Consider the following 16,982-nt stretch of genomic DNA (forward strand, 5'->3'; position numbering starts at 1 on the left):
GGGCTTTATAACTTTTTAAGTACGATTAACTCATCGCGCTTTGTAATTTTTTCATTGCTGTTTTTTCCAGCTGGCGAACACGCTCTGCTGATACGCTGTATTTTTCAGCCAACTCTTGCAGTGTTGCTTTATCATCTGACAACCAGCGTGCGCTAACGATATCTTGAGAACGCTCATCGAGGGTTTTCAAAGCGCTAAATAATCGCGTATGCGACTGCTCTTGCCATTGTTGCTGCTCAATATCATCGGCTAAGTCAGCAGAACCATCCGTTAAGTATTGCACTGGTGAGTAAGTACTGGTTGGCGCATCGTCGTTATCGTCGCCTGTTAAGTCAAAGCCCATGTCTTGGCCGCTCATACGCGATTCCATTTCACGCACTTCTTTTTCACTCACACCTAGCTCGCTCGCTACTGTGCTAACTTCAGCTTGATTAAACCAGCCTAAACGTTTTTTGTTTTTACGAAGATTAAAAAACAGTTTACGTTGCGCTTTGGTTGTCGCAACTTTTACGATACGCCAGTTTTTAAGCACAAACTCATGAATTTCGGCTTTGATCCAATGAACCGCAAATGAAACCAAACGTACACCCACTGATGGGTCAAAACGTTTTACTGCCTTCATCAGTCCAATGTTACCCTCTTGAATTAAATCAGCTTGTGGTAACCCGTAACCCGAGTAGCTTTTTGCTATGTGCGCTACAAAGCGCAGGTGCGACATAATGAGTTGCTTTGCAGCACTAAGATCGCCTTCTTCCTGAAGTTTTTTTGCAAGTTCCTGCTCTTGCTCAACTTTAAGCATAGGAATAGTACTAACAGCTTGAAGATAGCCATCCATACTTGCGCTTTGTTGCCCAACTGTAAGTGCCATTGCGTATAAATCTTTACTCATTTTTCACCTCGGTGATAAACATTTGAAACCATCTTAGCACTCTTTTAGCAAGAGTGCTAACTTGAATTTAAAACTTTTTTGAATCATAAATCAAGTGGTTTTTTTAGTGTTAAGTCAGTCTACACTAGGCGACTGAATAACCTATGAATTGATTTAGCCAAAGCAAAGATTAATCTTTTTGCTTTGGCTTTTTTATAATTTTAAACTTAAAACATGACAGTTTTAAGAATTATATTAGGGCCCTAAACCTTATCGGGTTCTATTTCTGAGATGTAACGGTTAACCGATAAGTAAGAACCAATAAAGCCTAAGCTAGTGGCCAACAATACCAACGCGCCAAATTCATTAAGGCTAAGCCCTATTAGCGTAAAGCTGGTTTGATATACCCCTGCAACACTGCTTACCGCAGCAGATAGCCACCACATCATTAATGCTACGCAAATAAAAGCAAACAATCCGCCAATCACGCCATACCAAATGCCAGTCCATAAAAAGGGGGCATGAATAAAGGTATTAGTTGCCCCTACGAGCTTCATTACCTGTATTTCTTCTTTTTTATCCATAATAGATAAACGAATTGTGTTGCCTATAATAAGCGTCACTGAGGTCAGTAATAATAGCGCAATCGTAATTACACTTTCTTTTAACAAACTGAGTAATGCATTTAAACGTTCAAGCCAAGCAATATCAAGCTTACCAAAATCAACTTCGCGTTCACCTTCAAGTTTTTTAAGCAATAGCTTAGCCGCATTAGGTTGGCTATGTCGCTGGGTTGGTGTAACTAAAACCACATTCGGTAATGGGTTACTATCTAGGTATTCTAAAGCTTGACCAAACCCAGACATTTCTTTGAATTCATCCAAAGCCTCAGTGCGAGAAATAAAAGTCACACTTTGTATTTCAGGATATAGCGCTAAGCGTTTAACTAAAGTTTGCGTTTCTTGCTCACTCATACCCTCTTTTACAAACAAGGATATTTCGCTGGCTTGCTCAAAACCACTGCTCACTTGCTGAACATTTTTAACCACTAAGTATAACGTTGCGGGCAAGGTTAAACTCAAACCCAGTACAGCAATGGTCATCATAGAGGCTAATGGCGTGCGCCACATTTCCCCAAGACTGTACACACCTTGGCGAAAAATATTAATAATGAAAAAGTAACCGCCAGAGAATACGGATTTTTTTTGTTTATCATTACTATTTTGACGGCTTTTGAACAGTAAACTCATAATACACCCTCAGCCAGTGGATCTTGGCTCATCCGCCCATCATGAAGCGTTAAGCTACGATACTTCATTCGTGATACTAACCCCAAGTCATGGGTGGCAATTAAAACCGTGGTGCCATGCTTATTAAAATCTTCGAACAGGCGTAATATTTCCATCGATAACTCAGGATCAAGATTACCGGTAGGTTCATCAGCTAATAGTATAGGAGGAGAATTAACAATGGCTCGTGCAATCCCCACACGTTGCTGCTCACCGCCAGAGAGTGTGGAGGGATGACAGCGTACTTTACCTAACAAGCCCACTTTATCGAGCGCGCCATGCACACGCTTGGCTATTTGCTTGTGGTGAGTCCCTTCAATAATTAAGGGCAAAGCAACGTTATCGAACACCGTGTATCGTTCTAATAGACGATGATTTTGAAAAATAATACCAATGTCGCGGCGTGCATACGGAATTTGTCGTGAATTTAACTTATTTAAATCCACGCCATTGATAAACACATTGCCCGCAGAAGGGCGTTCCATCAAGCTAATAAGCTTTAAAAGTGTACTTTTACCGGCACCACTGTGGCCCGTTAAAAAAGCCAGTTCGCCTGGTTTTATATGAAAACTCACTTTTTCAAGCGCGCGATGCCCACCGGCATAGGTTTTACTTACTTGCTGAAAATTTATCATTTTTTATTATGCCAACCTCATTAAACGTCCTAACGCAATTGGTATTCCTTGCAATTAAAAAGGGAGCAGGCTCCCTTTTGGTAAATTAAACGTCGTCCTCATCTTGGCTAAATAGCGCGTCAATAAAGTCATCGCTCTTGAAGGTGCGTAAATCATCAATACTTTCACCTACACCAATGTAACGAATAGGAATATTAAACTTATCAGCAACGGCAAAAATAACCCCGCCTTTAGCGGTGCCATCAAGCTTTGATAGTGTGATACCCGTTAGACCTACACATTGGTTAAATAAGTTTACTTGGCTAATAGCATTTTGGCCTGTGCCAGCATCAATTGTCAGCATCACTTCATGCGGTGCATCTGGGTCTACTTTTTTCATCACACGGGCTATTTTTTCAAGCTCTTGCATTAAGTTATCTTTATTTTGCAAGCGCCCTGCTGTATCGGCAATTAACACATCAACATTACGCGCTTTAGCGGCTTGAAAGGCATCAAATACCACTGAGGCGCTATCAGCACCAGTGTGCTGAGCTATAACAGGAATACTATTACGCTCACCCCAAACTTGAAGCTGCTCTACTGCTGCGGCTCTAAATGTATCACCGGCAGCAAGCATTACCGATTTACCTTGGTTTTGAAATTGTTTCGCCATTTTACCAATGGTGGTGGTTTTACCTACGCCGTTTACACCTACCATAAGGATAACGAAAGGTTTTTTGTCTGCTGGTATTTCTAAAGGCTGCTCTGCTGTTTTCAGCATAGTTGCCATTTCTTGCTTCATTAATTCATAAAGCGCATCACCATCTTTAAGCTGCTTGCGATCAGCGGCGTCGGTCAGGCTATCGATTAGCTTCATTGTGGTATCAACACCAAGATCGGCAGTGAGTAACTGAGTCTCTAATTCTTCAAATAACTCATCGTCAATTTTTTTACCGCTGAAAAGTGAGGCAAAGCCAGAACCAATATTAACGCGTGTTTTCAGTAAGCCTTTTTTGAGGCGAGAGAAAAAACCTTCTTTTTTAGGTTTTTCCGCTTTTATAGCTTCTTCCTTTGCAAGCTCTGCGGTCAGTCGCTCTTGCTCTAGGCGTTCAGACTCCTCTTCAGCAGCCAGACGCTCTTGTTCTAAACGCTCGTTCTCAGCTTGCTCTGCTGCAATACGCTGTTGTTCTAAACGTTCGTTCTCAGCTTGTTCTGCTGCAATGCGCTGTTGTTCTAAACGCTCATTTTCAGCTTGCTCTGCTGCAATGCGCTGTTGTTCTAAACGCTCATTTTCAGCTTGCTCTGCTGCAATGCGCTGTTGTTCTAAACGCTCGTTCTCAGCTTGCTCTGCTGCAATGCGCTGTTGTTCTAAACGCTCGTTCTCAGCTTGTTCTGCTGCAATACGCTGTTGTTCTAAACGCTCGTTCTCAGCTTTTTCTGCTGCAATGCGCTCTTGCTCTAACTGCATTTGCGCTTCTTGTTCTGCTAAACGTTTGGCTTGCTCTTGTCTTTGTTGCTCTGCATCTGCCTGCTGTTTAGCTAATAGCTCTGCATTAGCGTGTTCAATCGCTTGTTTTTCTTCTGCCGCTGCGCGCTGTGCTTGCGCCTGTTTCTCTTGCTCTAAACGCTCGGCCTCTGCTTCAACTTGTAAACGCTCTACCGCAGCTTGCTCTGCAGCTAAACGTTCTTGCTCAGCTTTTTCAGCTTGCTCTTGTGCTAAACGATCTTGTTCAGCTGCAATTCGGGCTTGTTCTATACGCTCGGCTTCTGCTTCAGCTTGTAAGCGCTCTGACTCAGCTTGCTCTGCAGCTAAACGCTCTTGTTCGGCTTTTTCTGCCTGCTCTTTTGCGAATGCTTGTTGTTTATCAGCTTCTGCTTGTTTTTTATCTGACTTGCCAAAACCGAGCCACGACATGAATTTACTTTTTTTTGCCATACTTGCTAATAACCACTTATAAAAATCTGATAAACTAACGATAATGATAGCGTGCTTTTAAGTCTAAATAATTGCTTTTAGCAACACGTTATCCTCGAGGGTGCATAATAGTAACACTTTTAGCGCAGTTGAAAAATGACACGCCGTGATATGATTGCAATATTATCTGAGCTAGATCATAGATACCAATTTTTAGTGAGTTAAATGAGAAAAAAAACCACACAAAATAACACCACTCATAAATCAGCTGATGGGGTTATTAGAATCATTAGCGGCCAATTTCGCGGTCGAAAACTGCCAGTAAAAGATGTTCAAGGTCTGCGTCCTACAACCGACCGAATTAAAGAAACGGTGTTTAATTGGTTGATGCACGATACCCGCGATGCGCACACTCTCGATTGCTTTGCCGGTTCCGGTGGATTGGGATTTGAAGCATTGTCGCGTTTTGCAAAACACACCACATTCATAGAGCTTGATTCACAAGCAGCAAAACAATTAGAGCAAAACATTGCGACGCTTGATGCACAAAACGCGCAAGTCGTTAATACCAATACACTGACGTTTTTAGAGAGAAAAAACACCAGTGACACATTTAATTTGGTTTTTATTGACCCGCCATTTCGCAAAAATTTAGCTCAATCATGCTGTGATTTATTGGAAAATAATCAATGGCTCGACCCCGAAGCATTGATATATGTTGAAGTAGAAACTGAGCTAACCTCGTTTAAAGCACCAAATAACTGGTTGTTAATTAAAGAGAAAAAGTCAGGTCAGGTTTTTTGTAGGCTGTACCAACGCCATATAAATTAACACTGTTTTAGCTGCTGTGTTTCTGTTAATATTATCCTTTACATGTGGTGTTGCTTCGGATTACAATACCGCACCATTTTTGAACCACTTGATCAATGTTTGATCAACTTGAGCAACGCTCATAATTTAGGTAGGTGAATTTTTAATGCCAGTAATTAAAGTAAGAGAGAACGAACCGTTTGACGTAGCACTTCGTCGCTTCAAGCGTTCATGTGAAAAAGCAGGTATCCTTTCAGAAGTTCGTCGTCGCGAGCACTATGAAAAACCAACAGCTGAGCGTAAGCGTAAAAAAGCAGCTGCTGTTAAACGTCACATGAAAAAACTTTCTCGTGATAACGCTCGTCGCGTTAAATTATACTAATATATTAGGTCTTGTATAAATGAGCCTTTTAATAACGCTAAAAGATGCGCAAAAAGATGCGATGAGAGCCAAAGACAAACAACGTCTTAACCCTATTCGTATGGTACTTGCTGCAATCAAGCAACGTGAAATTGACGAGCAAATAACACTAGACGACGCAGGTATTACCTCCGTTATAGTGAAGCTTGTTAAACAACGTCGCGACTCTTACACTCAGTACAAAGATGCTGGGCGTGATGATTTAGCTGATATTGAAGCCAATGAAATTACAGCACTTGAAGCTTTTTTACCTCAACAATTGAGTGAAGAAGAAATTATTGCTCTCATTGACGCGGCTATTGCTGATACTAACGCAGCAGGTATGCAAGACATGGGTAAAGTAATGGGTATAATCAAAAGCAAAGCCGAAGGTCGTGCCGATATGGGCAAAATCTCAGGTTTAATTAAGCAACGATTAACTGCCTAATACCCCCACATACATTTAGTATGATTGAAGTAAACCGAGCCTTGAGCTCGGTTTCTTCGTTTAGATATTTAGTACTTCAAAAAATTATGCATTTGTGTTCAAATCTTTGCGTATTATAATTCGTTTTCATCACTTTTCTATTTATCTTAGGGCTGTACTTTAAACAATGGCTGGAAAGATCCCACGCAACTTTATCGATGATTTATTGGCACGAACCGATATTGTCGACCTGATTGACTCAAAGGTAGGGTTGAAAAAAGCGGGCAAAGACTATCAAGCTTGCTGTCCTTTTCATAATGAGAAGTCGCCTTCATTTACTGTATCGCAAGATAAACAGTTTTATCATTGCTTTGGCTGTGGCGCTAACGGCAATGCTATTTCTTTTGTAATGGAGTATGACAAACTCGAGTTTGTTGATGCAATTGAAGAACTAGCCAGTTTACTTAACCTTGATGTTCCTCGCGAACAAGGGAGCAGTAATGGACCAGAGCGCACAGCGGCACAAAAACGTTCAGACTATGATCTAATGCTGCATGCAGCACGCTTTTATCAACATCAGTTAAAACATCACAGTAACTCTGAAGCGGTAATCGATTACGTTAAAGGTCGCGGCTTAAGCGGTGCAACCGTTAAAAAGTTTATGATAGGTTATGCGCCCAGCGAATGGGAAGGGCTCTGCCAACAACTTGGGCGAAACCAAGAACAAAAAGAACAATTAGTTGAGCTTAAACTCGCATCTGAGAAAACCCCAGGCAAACAGTTCGACTTTTTCCGTGATCGCTTAATGTTTCCAATTCGTGATAAACGCGGCCGCGTTATTGCTTTTGGTGGGCGAGTAATGCAAGCCGATCAAGGGCCTAAATATTTAAACTCTCCGGAGACGCGCATATTTCATAAGGGCTTTGAACTCTATGGCCTTTATGAAGCTAAACAAGCACACAAGAAGCTTGACCATGTACTGATTGTTGAAGGTTACATGGACGTAGTAGCGCTGGCAGAACAAGGTATTGAATATGCCGTAGCAGCCCTTGGTACAGCGACAACCAGCGAGCACATGCACACTTTATTTAGAACCACAGATAAAGTTATTTGTTGTTACGATGGTGACCGTGCAGGTAAAGATGCTGCGTGGCGCGCACTCGAAAATGCGTTGCCTTACTTAAACGATGGCAAAGCACTGCATTTTGTATTTTTACCCGATGGTGAAGACCCTGATTCACTCGTACAACAAGAAGGTAAAGCAGCTTTTGAGCAACGCCTTGAAAACGCAGATGACTTCACTAAAGTGCTGTTTAATAAACTAAGTAAAGAGATTGATTTAACACTAGATTCCGGTAAGGCTAAGTTACTCAGTGCGGCACTGCCCCTGATTGAAAAGATCCCAAGTGAGTTTTACCAAGAAAATATCCTAGAGCAACTTGGGCGATTGATTGGCCGTACCCGTGAGCAACTCAATAATCACTTAAAAACGCCAAAACAGCAGCAAGCAATTGAACGAAAATTTAAAATTACACCCATGCGCCAAGCAATAGGGATTTTAATTCAGCACCCTAACTTGGCTAAAAGTGTGCCCTATTTACCCGATTTAGCTCAAATGAATATTGCGGGTATTGGCTTATTATTGCGACTACAACATCAAGCATTACAAAAAGATGGCATTACCACCGCACAAATTCTTGAATCATTTCGGGGCACCGATGACTACGAGCCATTAACTAAGTTAGCGACATGGCAACATCAAATAAATGAAGAGCGTTTAGAGACTGTTTTCCAAAATACTTTCAAATTTATTGAAGATCAGTGTTTAAATTATCGACTAGAGACCCTATTAATAAAAGACAAGACACAGGGCCTAAATAGCGACGAACGACTAGAATGTCATTTACTAATGACAGCGTTAAAAGCAACGAACAGCTAGTCAGATTTGATTTAGGCTGTTATACTGTGCTATTCACTGCGTCACATTATTCTGGTTAGCCTTTGAGCAAACTCCATGATGGCGCCTGTTGTATCAACTTATCAGAGTGGAAGAAACAATCTCTATGGATCCAACTCCTCAGTCACAATTAAAACTTCTGATTCAAAAAGGTAAAGAGCAAGGTTACTTAACTTTTGCAGAAGTTAATGATCACCTTCCACAAGATATTATCGACTCAGATCAAGTAGAAGATATCATTAGCATGATTAATGACATGGGTATCAAGGTTAGCGAAAACGCGCCTGATGCCGATGAATTAATGATGCAAGAAACCACGACAGACGAAGACGCAGCGGAAGCTGCCGCTGCAGCCCTTGCTACTGTAGAAAAAGAAATTGGCCGTACAACTGACCCTGTTCGCATGTATATGCGTGAAATGGGTACTGTTGAACTTCTTACCCGTGAAGGCGAAATTGTTATCGCTAAGCGTATTGAAGAAGGCATTAACCAAGTTCAAATTTCGGTTGCTGAATACCCTGAAGCGATCACTTACCTACTTGAACAGTGGGATAAGTTTGAAGCAGAAGAGATGCGTCTTAGCGATATTATCTCTGGCTTTTTCGATCCTGATGCAGAAGAAGCACCACCTATTGCTGCCACCAACATTGGTTCTGAATTAAGTGAAAAACAGCTTGATGATAGCGACGATGATGACGATGACAGCGATGATGAAGACGAAGAAGAAGTAGATACAGGTCCAGATCCTGAAGAAGCGCGCATCCATTTCGAAAATTTACGTGATTTATACACCAAAGCACGTGAAACATTCGATAAGAAAGGTCGCTCTCATCCAGAGTCTCAAGCCGCTATTTTAGAAATCGGTGAGCTGTTCAGAACCTTTAAACTCGTACCTAAACAGTTTGATCGCATGGTTAATAACATGCGTGAAATGATGGACAGAGTTCGCGTTCAAGAACGTCTTATCATGAAGCATGCAGTTCAAGTTTCAAAGCTGCCAAAGAAAACCTTTGTTAAGCATTTTGCAAACAACGAAACTGACACAGCATGGCTTGATATTGAAATTGCAGCAAACGAAAAGCATTCAGCTAAACTTGAAGAAGTGAAGCCTGAAATACTTCGTTGTATTAGCAAACTTACTTCAATGGAAGAAAGCACTGGCTTAAGCATTGAACGTATTAAAGATATAAACCGTCGCATGAGTATTGGTGAAGCGAAAGCGCGCCGTGCTAAAAAAGAGATGGTAGAAGCAAACTTACGTCTTGTAATTTCAATCGCTAAAAAATACACCAACCGTGGTTTACAGTTCTTAGATTTAATCCAAGAAGGTAACATTGGTCTGATGAAAGCGGTTGATAAGTTTGAATACCGTCGTGGTTATAAGTTTTCAACTTATGCTACGTGGTGGATCCGTCAAGCAATTACGCGCTCTATTGCTGACCAAGCAAGAACCATCCGTATTCCAGTACATATGATTGAAACGATCAATAAATTGAACCGTATTTCACGTCAAATGTTACAAGAAATGGGTCGTGAGCCAAATCCAGAAGAATTAGCTGAACGCATGATGATGCCTGAGGATAAAATCCGTAAGGTACTTAAGATTGCAAAAGAGCCAATTTCAATGGAAACACCTATTGGTGATGATGAAGATTCGCACTTAGGCGACTTCATCGAAGATACCACTATTGATTCGCCAATCGATTCGGCAACAATGGAGTCTCTTCGTGGCGCAACTAACGACGTGCTTGCTGGCTTAACAGCCCGTGAAGCGAAAGTACTACGTATGCGTTTTGGTATTGATATGAATACCGACCACACGTTAGAAGAAGTAGGTAAACAGTTTGACGTAACACGTGAACGTATTCGTCAAATTGAGGCGAAGGCACTGCGTAAATTACGTCACCCTTCTCGCTCTGATTTACTGAAAAGCTTTTTAGACGCTAAATAATCTAGCGTTACATTATGAGTTAACTTAAAAGGCCGCTGTAGCGGCCTTTTTTCTATTTCAAGGAAATAAACATGGCTTGGATCCAAATCCGTATCAATGCCAATGCTGCAACTGCTGATGCAGTCAGTGACCTATTAATGGAAGCAGGCAGTGCTTCTGTTACTTTTATTGATGCTAAAGATACGCCTATCTATGAGCCTAAAATTGGCACTGTTGTATTTTGGGCTGACACCACAGTAATTGGCTTGTTCGAAGCTAATCACGATATGAACGCAGTGGTTGCGTTATTAAAACGCCATGATGAGCTAAAAGACAATTTAGTTTACAAAATTGAGCAACTCGAAGATAAAGACTGGGAACGTGAGTGGATGGATAATTTTCACCCTATTCAATTTGGCGAAAAACTCTGGATTTGTCCTAGCTGGCGCGACATTCCAGACCCAGACGCAGTCAATGTACTACTTGATCCAGGTCTTGCTTTTGGTACTGGCACACACGCCACCACGGCACTGTGTTTAAAATGGTTAGAAAGCCAAGACTTAACTGGTAAAACCGTGGTCGATTTTGGCTGTGGCTCAGGCATATTGGGTATTGCAGCAATAAAATTGGGTGCTGAGCGCATGATTGGGATAGACATTGACCCACAAGCGCTGGAAGCAAGCCTAGATAATGCTAATCGCAATGGTGTTGCTGACAAGCTTGAAGTGTACCTGCCAGAAAACCAACCTGAGTTTACTGCTGACATTGTAGTAGCAAATATTTTAGCGCAACCACTGCGTGAGCTTCATAGTGTTATTTTAGGATTATTAAAGCCAGGCGGTAAAATTGCGATGTCGGGAATTTTAGAAGAACAAGCACAATCGGTTGCTGACATATACGCGCCCTTTATTGAGCTCGATGAAATTGCCATTGAAGGCGATTGGACCCGAGTAAGTGGCATTAAAAAAGCGTAATAGTGCGTTATTAAAAAATTTAGAGTATTAACTCAAAAGTCGTATCTAAAGCCTGTATTTAACAGGCTTTACTATTTTTTTACATAATAAAAAATAAAGATTTTTTATTATAAAAGTAACAGCCGTTCAAAATTCACACAAATAAACCGCTTCGTCATACGGTTATCAAATGTCAATACGAAAAGAGCAAAAAAAAGTCACTTTTGTTCAATTTATAGCCTTTGATTTTTGCGTAAAAAGCCGTAAACTTAGCGCCCCTTGAAAAGAGGCCTATTGAATATCGTGCGTATCGGTTCATACCAACTTGAGAATAATGTCATTGTCGCGCCTATGGCGGGCATAACGGACAGACCATTTAGACAGCTATGTCGTCGTTTAGGCGCTGGCCTTGCTGTGTCTGAAATGCTGTCGTCTAATCCGAAGGTTTGGAAAACCGAAAAGTCGATGAACCGAATGGATCATTCTGGTGAGTCGGGTATACGTGCGGTGCAAATTGCAGGAGCAGACCCTGAGCTTATGGCACAGGCCGCACAATTCAATGTTGCAAACGGTGCACAGATCATAGATATCAATATGGGGTGCCCAGCAAAAAAAGTGAACAAGAAACTTGCAGGCTCAGCCTTATTACAGTTTCCAGAACTCGTGGAAGAGATTATTGATGCCGTAGTAAACGCGGTTGATATACCTGTGACACTTAAAATCCGTACCGGATGGGATCAGGACAACCGTAATGGTGTAGAGATTGCAAGAATAGCTGAACGTTATGGCATTGCATCACTGGCTGTACATGGGCGCACGCGCGCATGTATGTATAAAGGTGATGCTGAGTACGCCACAATTAGGGATATAAAGCGTTCAGTGTCGATACCTGTCGTTGCTAATGGTGATATTACATCACCTGAAAAAGCAAAGCAGGTTTTGGACTATACGGGTGCAGATGCCATTATGATTGGTCGAGCCGCCCAAGGTCGCCCTTGGATATTTAGGGAGATAGACCACTATTTGCGAACTGGTGAACATATGCAGCCACCTGCTATAGCAGAGGTGCGCAGTATTTTAATGGAGCATTTAACTAACCTCCATGTGTTTTACGGTGAGCCAATGGGAGCACGAATCGCTCGCAAACATGTATCTTGGTATTTGCAAACCCATGACAGTGACGGTCAGTTTAGGCGAGTATTTAATGCGCTCGACAATTCAGAGGCACAGGTCGTCGCATTAGAGCAATACTTTAAAACACTAGCAGCTAACTAAGAAAGAAAGAGACTTTATAATGTTCGAACAAAACGTGACTTCTCCATTTATCACTAACCCTCATGTTCAGTCACACGAGAAACCGCAGCCATTGCGTGATGCAGTGAAAAAAGCTGTTCACCACTACTTAAAGCAGCTTAACGGTCAAGATGTGCAAGACGTTTACGACCTTGTTCTTTCTGAGCTAGAAGCGCCATTGCTTGAAGAAGTAATGACTTACACACGTGGCAATCAAACTCGTGCGGCAATTTTACTAGGTATCAACCGTGGTACTTTACGTAAAAAGCTTAAAAAATACGGTATGAACTAATACCAGCTATATTGAAACCGTAATCATTCTAACGAGCTAAATAAGCCCCTAACTGCGTTAAAAATTTTTTATGTAGAATAACTACACAGCAAAATTTTTGCCTTGTTATTGACTTATTTCTCTGTCGTTATAATTGCTTACTAATCCAATACAGCTGGTATAAAGTATTTTGAGTAAAAAGCACCTTAGGGTGCTTTTTTTATTTGTAAAATTTATTAACGAAATTGCAAAATGCTCACGCTTTATGGGTCGTTATAAGTCGTTTTTTGAGTCGTAATCAGTTAAAATACGCGCTTCTAAGCTAGCTCATTAACTGAGGAAATCAAACTACAATGGATACACATCGTCCTATACGTCGCGCACTTTTGAGTGTGTCAGACAAAACCGGTATTGTTGAATTTGCCCGTGCACTAGAAGCACAAGGTGTTGAAATACTTTCAACTGGCGGCACGTGTAAACTACTTGCTGACAATGCAATTAAAGTAACTGAAGTATCAGATCACACCGGTCACCCTGAGATCATGGATGGTCGCGTAAAAACCCTACATCCAAAAATTCATGGCGGCATTCTTGCTCGTCGTGGCCAAGATGAAGACGTAATGGCAGATAACAATATCTCTGCTATCGACATCGTTGTAGTTAACTTATACCCCTTTGCGAATACTGTCGCTCAAGAAAACTGCAGCCTTGAAGATGCTATTGAAAACATCGATATTGGTGGCCCAACCATGGTACGTGCGGCAGCTAAAAATCACAAAGATGTGACGATCATTGTTAACGCAAGCGACTACGACCGTGTTATTAACGAAATGCAAAATAACAACGGCTCAACAACCTACAAAACACGCTTTGACTTAGCTATTGCAGCGTATGAGCATACAGCGCAGTACGATGGCATGATTGCTAACTACTTCGGTAAGATGGTTCCTGATTACACAGAGGAAGCCGCTATCGATACTAAGTTCCCGCGTACTATCAATATGCAATTCACTAAAAAGCAAGATATGCGCTACGGTGAAAATTCGCATCAAGATGCCGCGTTTTATGTTGAGAACGACATCACTGAAGCGTCAGTGGCAACAGCGACTCAACTGCAAGGTAAAGCATTATCGTTTAACAATATTGCCGACACCGATGCTGCACTTGAGTGTGTAAAAGAATTTGATGTACCTGCGTGTGTTATTGTAAAACACGCTAACCCATGTGGTGTTTCAATTGGTAATAATATCTTAGAAGCGTACGAGCGCGCCTTTAAAACTGACCCAACGTCAGCATTTGGCGGCATTATTGCTTTTAACCAAGAACTTGATGCTAAAACTGCACAAGCGATTGTTGAACGTCAATTTGTTGAAGTTATTATTGCACCAAGCGTAAGTGCAGAAGCCGCTCAAATAGTATCAGCTAAACAAAACGTGCGTTTATTAGAGTGTGGTGAATTCTCAGCTAAAGGCACAGGTCACGACATTAAGCGTGTAAATGGCGGTGTACTTATTCAAGACCGTGATTTAGGCATGGTAACGCAAGGCGACTTAACGGTTGTGTCTAAGCGCCAACCTTCTGAGCAAGAGCTTAAAGATTTATTATTCTGCTGGAAAGTGGCTAAATTTGTTAAATCAAACGCCATTGTTTATGCCCGCGACGGTATGACTATAGGTGTAGGTGCGGGCCAAATGAGCCGCGTTTACTCAGCTAAAATTGCCGGTATTAAAGCCGCTGATGAAAGCCTTGAAGTAAAAGGCTCAGTGATGGCATCAGATGCATTCTTCCCATTCCGCGATGGTATTGATGCAGCTGCAGAGGCTGGCATTACTGCTGTTATCCAACCAGGTGGTTCAATGCGCGATGAAGAAGTGATTGCGGCCGCTGACGAAGCTGGAATGGCAATGGTGTTTACCGGTATGCGCCACTTCCGTCATTAATCACATAAAGAGCTAACGGGTTCAGTTAGCTCTTTTTGTTTGCACCAAATTCACGTATTCTGCTTATTCTATAACCATGACTAACAATTATAATGTGAAGGATTAGACGATGAAATTTGCACTAAAATCTCTACTGGTTGCCACACTGTCATTAAGCTCAACAATGGCGTTGGCACATAACCATGGCCACGACTCAGCATTAACAAATGCAGTTAAAGCAAGCGAGCGTAGCAGTGAGCGCGATCAATACCGCAACCCTGTAGAAACACTCGAATTTTTTGGCTTTAAACCATCTATGACCGTGGTAGAAATTGCCCCAGGTGGTGGTTGGTACAGTGAAATTTTAGCGCCAGCGCTGAAAGAGCAAGGCACCTATTATGCTGCGCACTTCCCTGCTGATTCATCGGTTGGTTATTACCAACGTTCTCTTGCTGGCTTTAAGGCTAAAATCGCTGAAGATGCCCGCTTTAGTCACGTTAAACTCACTGAGTTTGCCCCATCTACACATTTAGATATTGCTCCTGCGGCTAGCGCCGATATGGTACTGACTTTTCGTAATGTCCATAACTGGTACATGAGCAAAGATAAAGAAGCTGCAAGCAATGCGTTTAAGTCTTTTTACAAAGCACTTAAACCAGGCGGCACTTTAGGTGTGGTTGAACACCGCCTACCAGAAGAGCAAGATGATGAGATGCAAAAATCATCAGGTTATATGAAGCAAAGTGTGGTTATTGCACTTGCTGAACAAGCTGGTTTTGAACTTGAAGCAAAAAGCGATATTAATGCAAACCCTCTTGATACAGCCGATCACCCTAAAGGGGTATGGACCCTTCCACCGAGCCTTAGACTTGGCGAGCAAGATGCCGCTAAATATAAAGCCATAGGTGAAAGCGACCGTATGACGCTGAAATTTAAAAAACCGCTTTAAATAGGATATTCGCCATGAATGTATTAGTCATTGGCAGCGGCGGCCGCGAACACGCACTTGCGTTTAAGGCCGCTCAAAATACAAAAGTTAACACTGTTTATGTTGCTCCAGGTAATGCGGGCACAGCTCTTGAGCCAAAACTTGAGAACGTAGCAATTAACGTTGAAGACCTTGATGGACTGCTAAGCTTTGCACAACAAAATAATGTTGAGCTAACCATTGTTGGCCCTGAAGTACCGCTAGTATTAGGGGTTGTTGATAAGTTCCGTGAACACGGCTTAGCTATTTTCGGCCCAACCGCCGGTGCTGCCCAGCTTGAAGGGTCTAAATCGTTCACTAAAGACTTTTTAGCACGTCATGCTATTCCAACCGCTGATTACCAAACGTTTGAACAAATCGACCCTGCGCTTGCTTATTTAAAAGAAAAAGGCGCACCGATTGTTATTAAAGCCGATGGTTTAGCGGCTGGTAAAGGCGTGATTGTTGCTATGGACGAACGCGATGCTGAAGAGGCTATTCGCGATATGCTTGCGGGTAATGCCTTTGGTGACGCCGGTAGTCGTGTAGTCATTGAAGAGTTTTTAGAAGGTGAAGAAGCGTCGTTTATAGTCATGGTTGATGGTAAAAACGTACTGCCGTTTGCAACCAGCCAAGACCATAAACGCGCTTACAATGGCGATCAAGGTCCTAACACTGGCGGTATGGGTGCATACTCACCAGCGCCTGTAGTAACCGATGAAATTCATCAGCGCATTATGAACGAAGTGATCTACCCAACGGTAGAAGGTATGGCTAGCGAAGGCCATCCGTACACTGGCTTTTTGTATGCAGGCTTGATGATAGATGAGACAGGCACACCAAAGGTTATTGAATATAACTGTCGTTTTGGCGACCCTGAAACACAACCTATGATGCTACGCTTACAATCAGACTTAGTTGAATTGATTGAAGCTGCTAACCGTGTAGAGCTTGATAAAACCACCATTGAGTTTGATTCACGCGCTGCAGTAGGTGTTGTTTTAGCCGCTAAAGGCTACCCTGATAGTTACCCGAAAGGCGATGCTATCAGTGGCTTGAAAGTAACTTACCCTGAAGGCGAAAAAGTCTTCCATGCAGGGACTAAGCAAGACGGCGATAACGTAGTGACTGCCGGTGGTCGTGTACTGTGTGCTACTGCACTGGGTAATACAGTTACACAAGCGCAGCAGCGTGCCTATAAACTGGTTGATGAAATCAACTGGGATGGCATGGAATACCGTACTGACATTGCTTATCGCGCAATTGCTCGTGAACAATCATAACGATTGATAACTAACGAGTAAATTTTATAAAAGCGCAGATTATCTGCGCTTTTTACTGCTACACTATAAAAAAGTAATCTGGACAT

The 16,982-nt window shown here is 42.1% G+C and carries 15 protein-coding genes; 11 read left to right on the top strand and 4 right to left on the bottom strand.

Going from position 1 to position 16,982, the window contains the following annotated elements; genetic code table 11:
* Nucleotides 1–25 precede the first annotated feature (25 nt).
* The 4 genes from rpoH to ftsY all read right to left on the bottom strand — a co-directional run bounded on the left by rpoH (nucleotide 26) and on the right by ftsY (nucleotide 4,707).
* A complete protein-coding gene (gene rpoH / locus KK487_RS13585) occupies nucleotides 26–889 on the bottom strand; it encodes an RNA polymerase sigma factor RpoH (protein ID WP_013465954.1) in 864 nt (287 codons plus the stop codon).
* A 242-nt stretch (nucleotides 890–1,131) separates the two neighbouring features.
* Entirely contained in the window at nucleotides 1,132–2,118 is a 987-nt protein-coding gene (ftsX, locus tag KK487_RS13590) for a permease-like cell division protein FtsX (protein WP_215521861.1), read from the bottom strand.
* Nucleotides 2,115–2,792 (bottom strand): cell division ATP-binding protein FtsE, encoded by a 678-nt coding sequence (ftsE, locus tag KK487_RS13595; protein WP_215521862.1) that lies wholly within the window; start codon nucleotides 2,790–2,792, stop codon nucleotides 2,115–2,117. The genes ftsX and ftsE overlap by 4 nt, the downstream gene beginning before the upstream one ends.
* An 85-nt stretch (nucleotides 2,793–2,877) precedes the next feature.
* Entirely contained in the window at nucleotides 2,878–4,707 is a 1,830-nt protein-coding gene (gene ftsY, locus KK487_RS13600) for a signal recognition particle-docking protein FtsY (RefSeq protein WP_215521863.1), read from the bottom strand.
* 204 nt (nucleotides 4,708–4,911) lie between these two features.
* Between ftsY and rsmD the strand changes: the two genes are divergently transcribed.
* From rsmD to purD, 11 genes are all read left to right on the top strand, one after another.
* On the top strand, nucleotides 4,912–5,517 hold the full coding sequence (gene rsmD / locus KK487_RS13605; RefSeq protein WP_215521864.1) for a 16S rRNA (guanine(966)-N(2))-methyltransferase RsmD: 606 nt from the start codon (nucleotides 4,912–4,914) through the stop codon (nucleotides 5,515–5,517).
* Between the two features lie 145 nt (nucleotides 5,518–5,662).
* Entirely contained in the window at nucleotides 5,663–5,878 is a 216-nt protein-coding gene (gene rpsU, locus KK487_RS13610; protein ID WP_002957797.1) for a 30S ribosomal protein S21, read from the top strand.
* A gap of 19 nt (nucleotides 5,879–5,897) precedes the next feature.
* Complete coding sequence (locus KK487_RS13615) at nucleotides 5,898–6,344, top strand: GatB/YqeY domain-containing protein (RefSeq protein WP_016899740.1); 447 nt, start codon at nucleotides 5,898–5,900, stop codon at nucleotides 6,342–6,344.
* 166 nt (nucleotides 6,345–6,510) lie between these two features.
* Nucleotides 6,511–8,262: a DNA primase gene (dnaG, locus tag KK487_RS13620; protein WP_028835595.1), complete on the top strand. Its 1,752-nt coding sequence runs from the start codon at nucleotides 6,511–6,513 to the stop codon at nucleotides 8,260–8,262.
* A gap of 124 nt (nucleotides 8,263–8,386) precedes the next feature.
* A complete protein-coding gene (gene rpoD / locus KK487_RS13625; RefSeq protein WP_028835594.1) occupies nucleotides 8,387–10,231 on the top strand; it encodes an RNA polymerase sigma factor RpoD in 1,845 nt (614 codons plus the stop codon).
* A gap of 71 nt (nucleotides 10,232–10,302) precedes the next feature.
* On the top strand, nucleotides 10,303–11,184 hold the full coding sequence (gene prmA, locus KK487_RS13630; protein WP_008114871.1) for a 50S ribosomal protein L11 methyltransferase: 882 nt from the start codon (nucleotides 10,303–10,305) through the stop codon (nucleotides 11,182–11,184).
* A gap of 282 nt (nucleotides 11,185–11,466) precedes the next feature.
* Complete coding sequence (gene dusB / locus KK487_RS13635) at nucleotides 11,467–12,438, top strand: tRNA dihydrouridine synthase DusB (protein WP_024601713.1); 972 nt, start codon at nucleotides 11,467–11,469, stop codon at nucleotides 12,436–12,438.
* A 19-nt stretch (nucleotides 12,439–12,457) separates the two neighbouring features.
* Nucleotides 12,458–12,748 (top strand): DNA-binding transcriptional regulator Fis, encoded by a 291-nt coding sequence (fis, locus tag KK487_RS13640; protein ID WP_002957804.1) that lies wholly within the window; start codon nucleotides 12,458–12,460, stop codon nucleotides 12,746–12,748.
* A 332-nt stretch (nucleotides 12,749–13,080) separates the two neighbouring features.
* Nucleotides 13,081–14,667, top strand: a complete 1,587-nt coding sequence (purH, locus tag KK487_RS13645; protein ID WP_215521865.1) for a bifunctional phosphoribosylaminoimidazolecarboxamide formyltransferase/IMP cyclohydrolase — start codon at nucleotides 13,081–13,083, stop codon at nucleotides 14,665–14,667.
* Between the two features lie 109 nt (nucleotides 14,668–14,776).
* Nucleotides 14,777–15,595, top strand: a complete 819-nt coding sequence (locus KK487_RS13650; RefSeq protein ID WP_013465965.1) for a class I SAM-dependent methyltransferase — start codon at nucleotides 14,777–14,779, stop codon at nucleotides 15,593–15,595.
* Between the two features lie 14 nt (nucleotides 15,596–15,609).
* On the top strand, nucleotides 15,610–16,896 hold the full coding sequence (gene purD / locus KK487_RS13655; protein ID WP_058155291.1) for a phosphoribosylamine--glycine ligase: 1,287 nt from the start codon (nucleotides 15,610–15,612) through the stop codon (nucleotides 16,894–16,896).
* The last annotated feature ends 86 nt before the right edge of the window (nucleotides 16,897–16,982 follow it).

The sequence above is a fragment of the Pseudoalteromonas sp. SiA1 genome (assembly GCF_018732205.1).
GTDB classification, from domain to species: Bacteria; Pseudomonadota; Gammaproteobacteria; order Enterobacterales; family Alteromonadaceae; genus Pseudoalteromonas; species Pseudoalteromonas tetraodonis.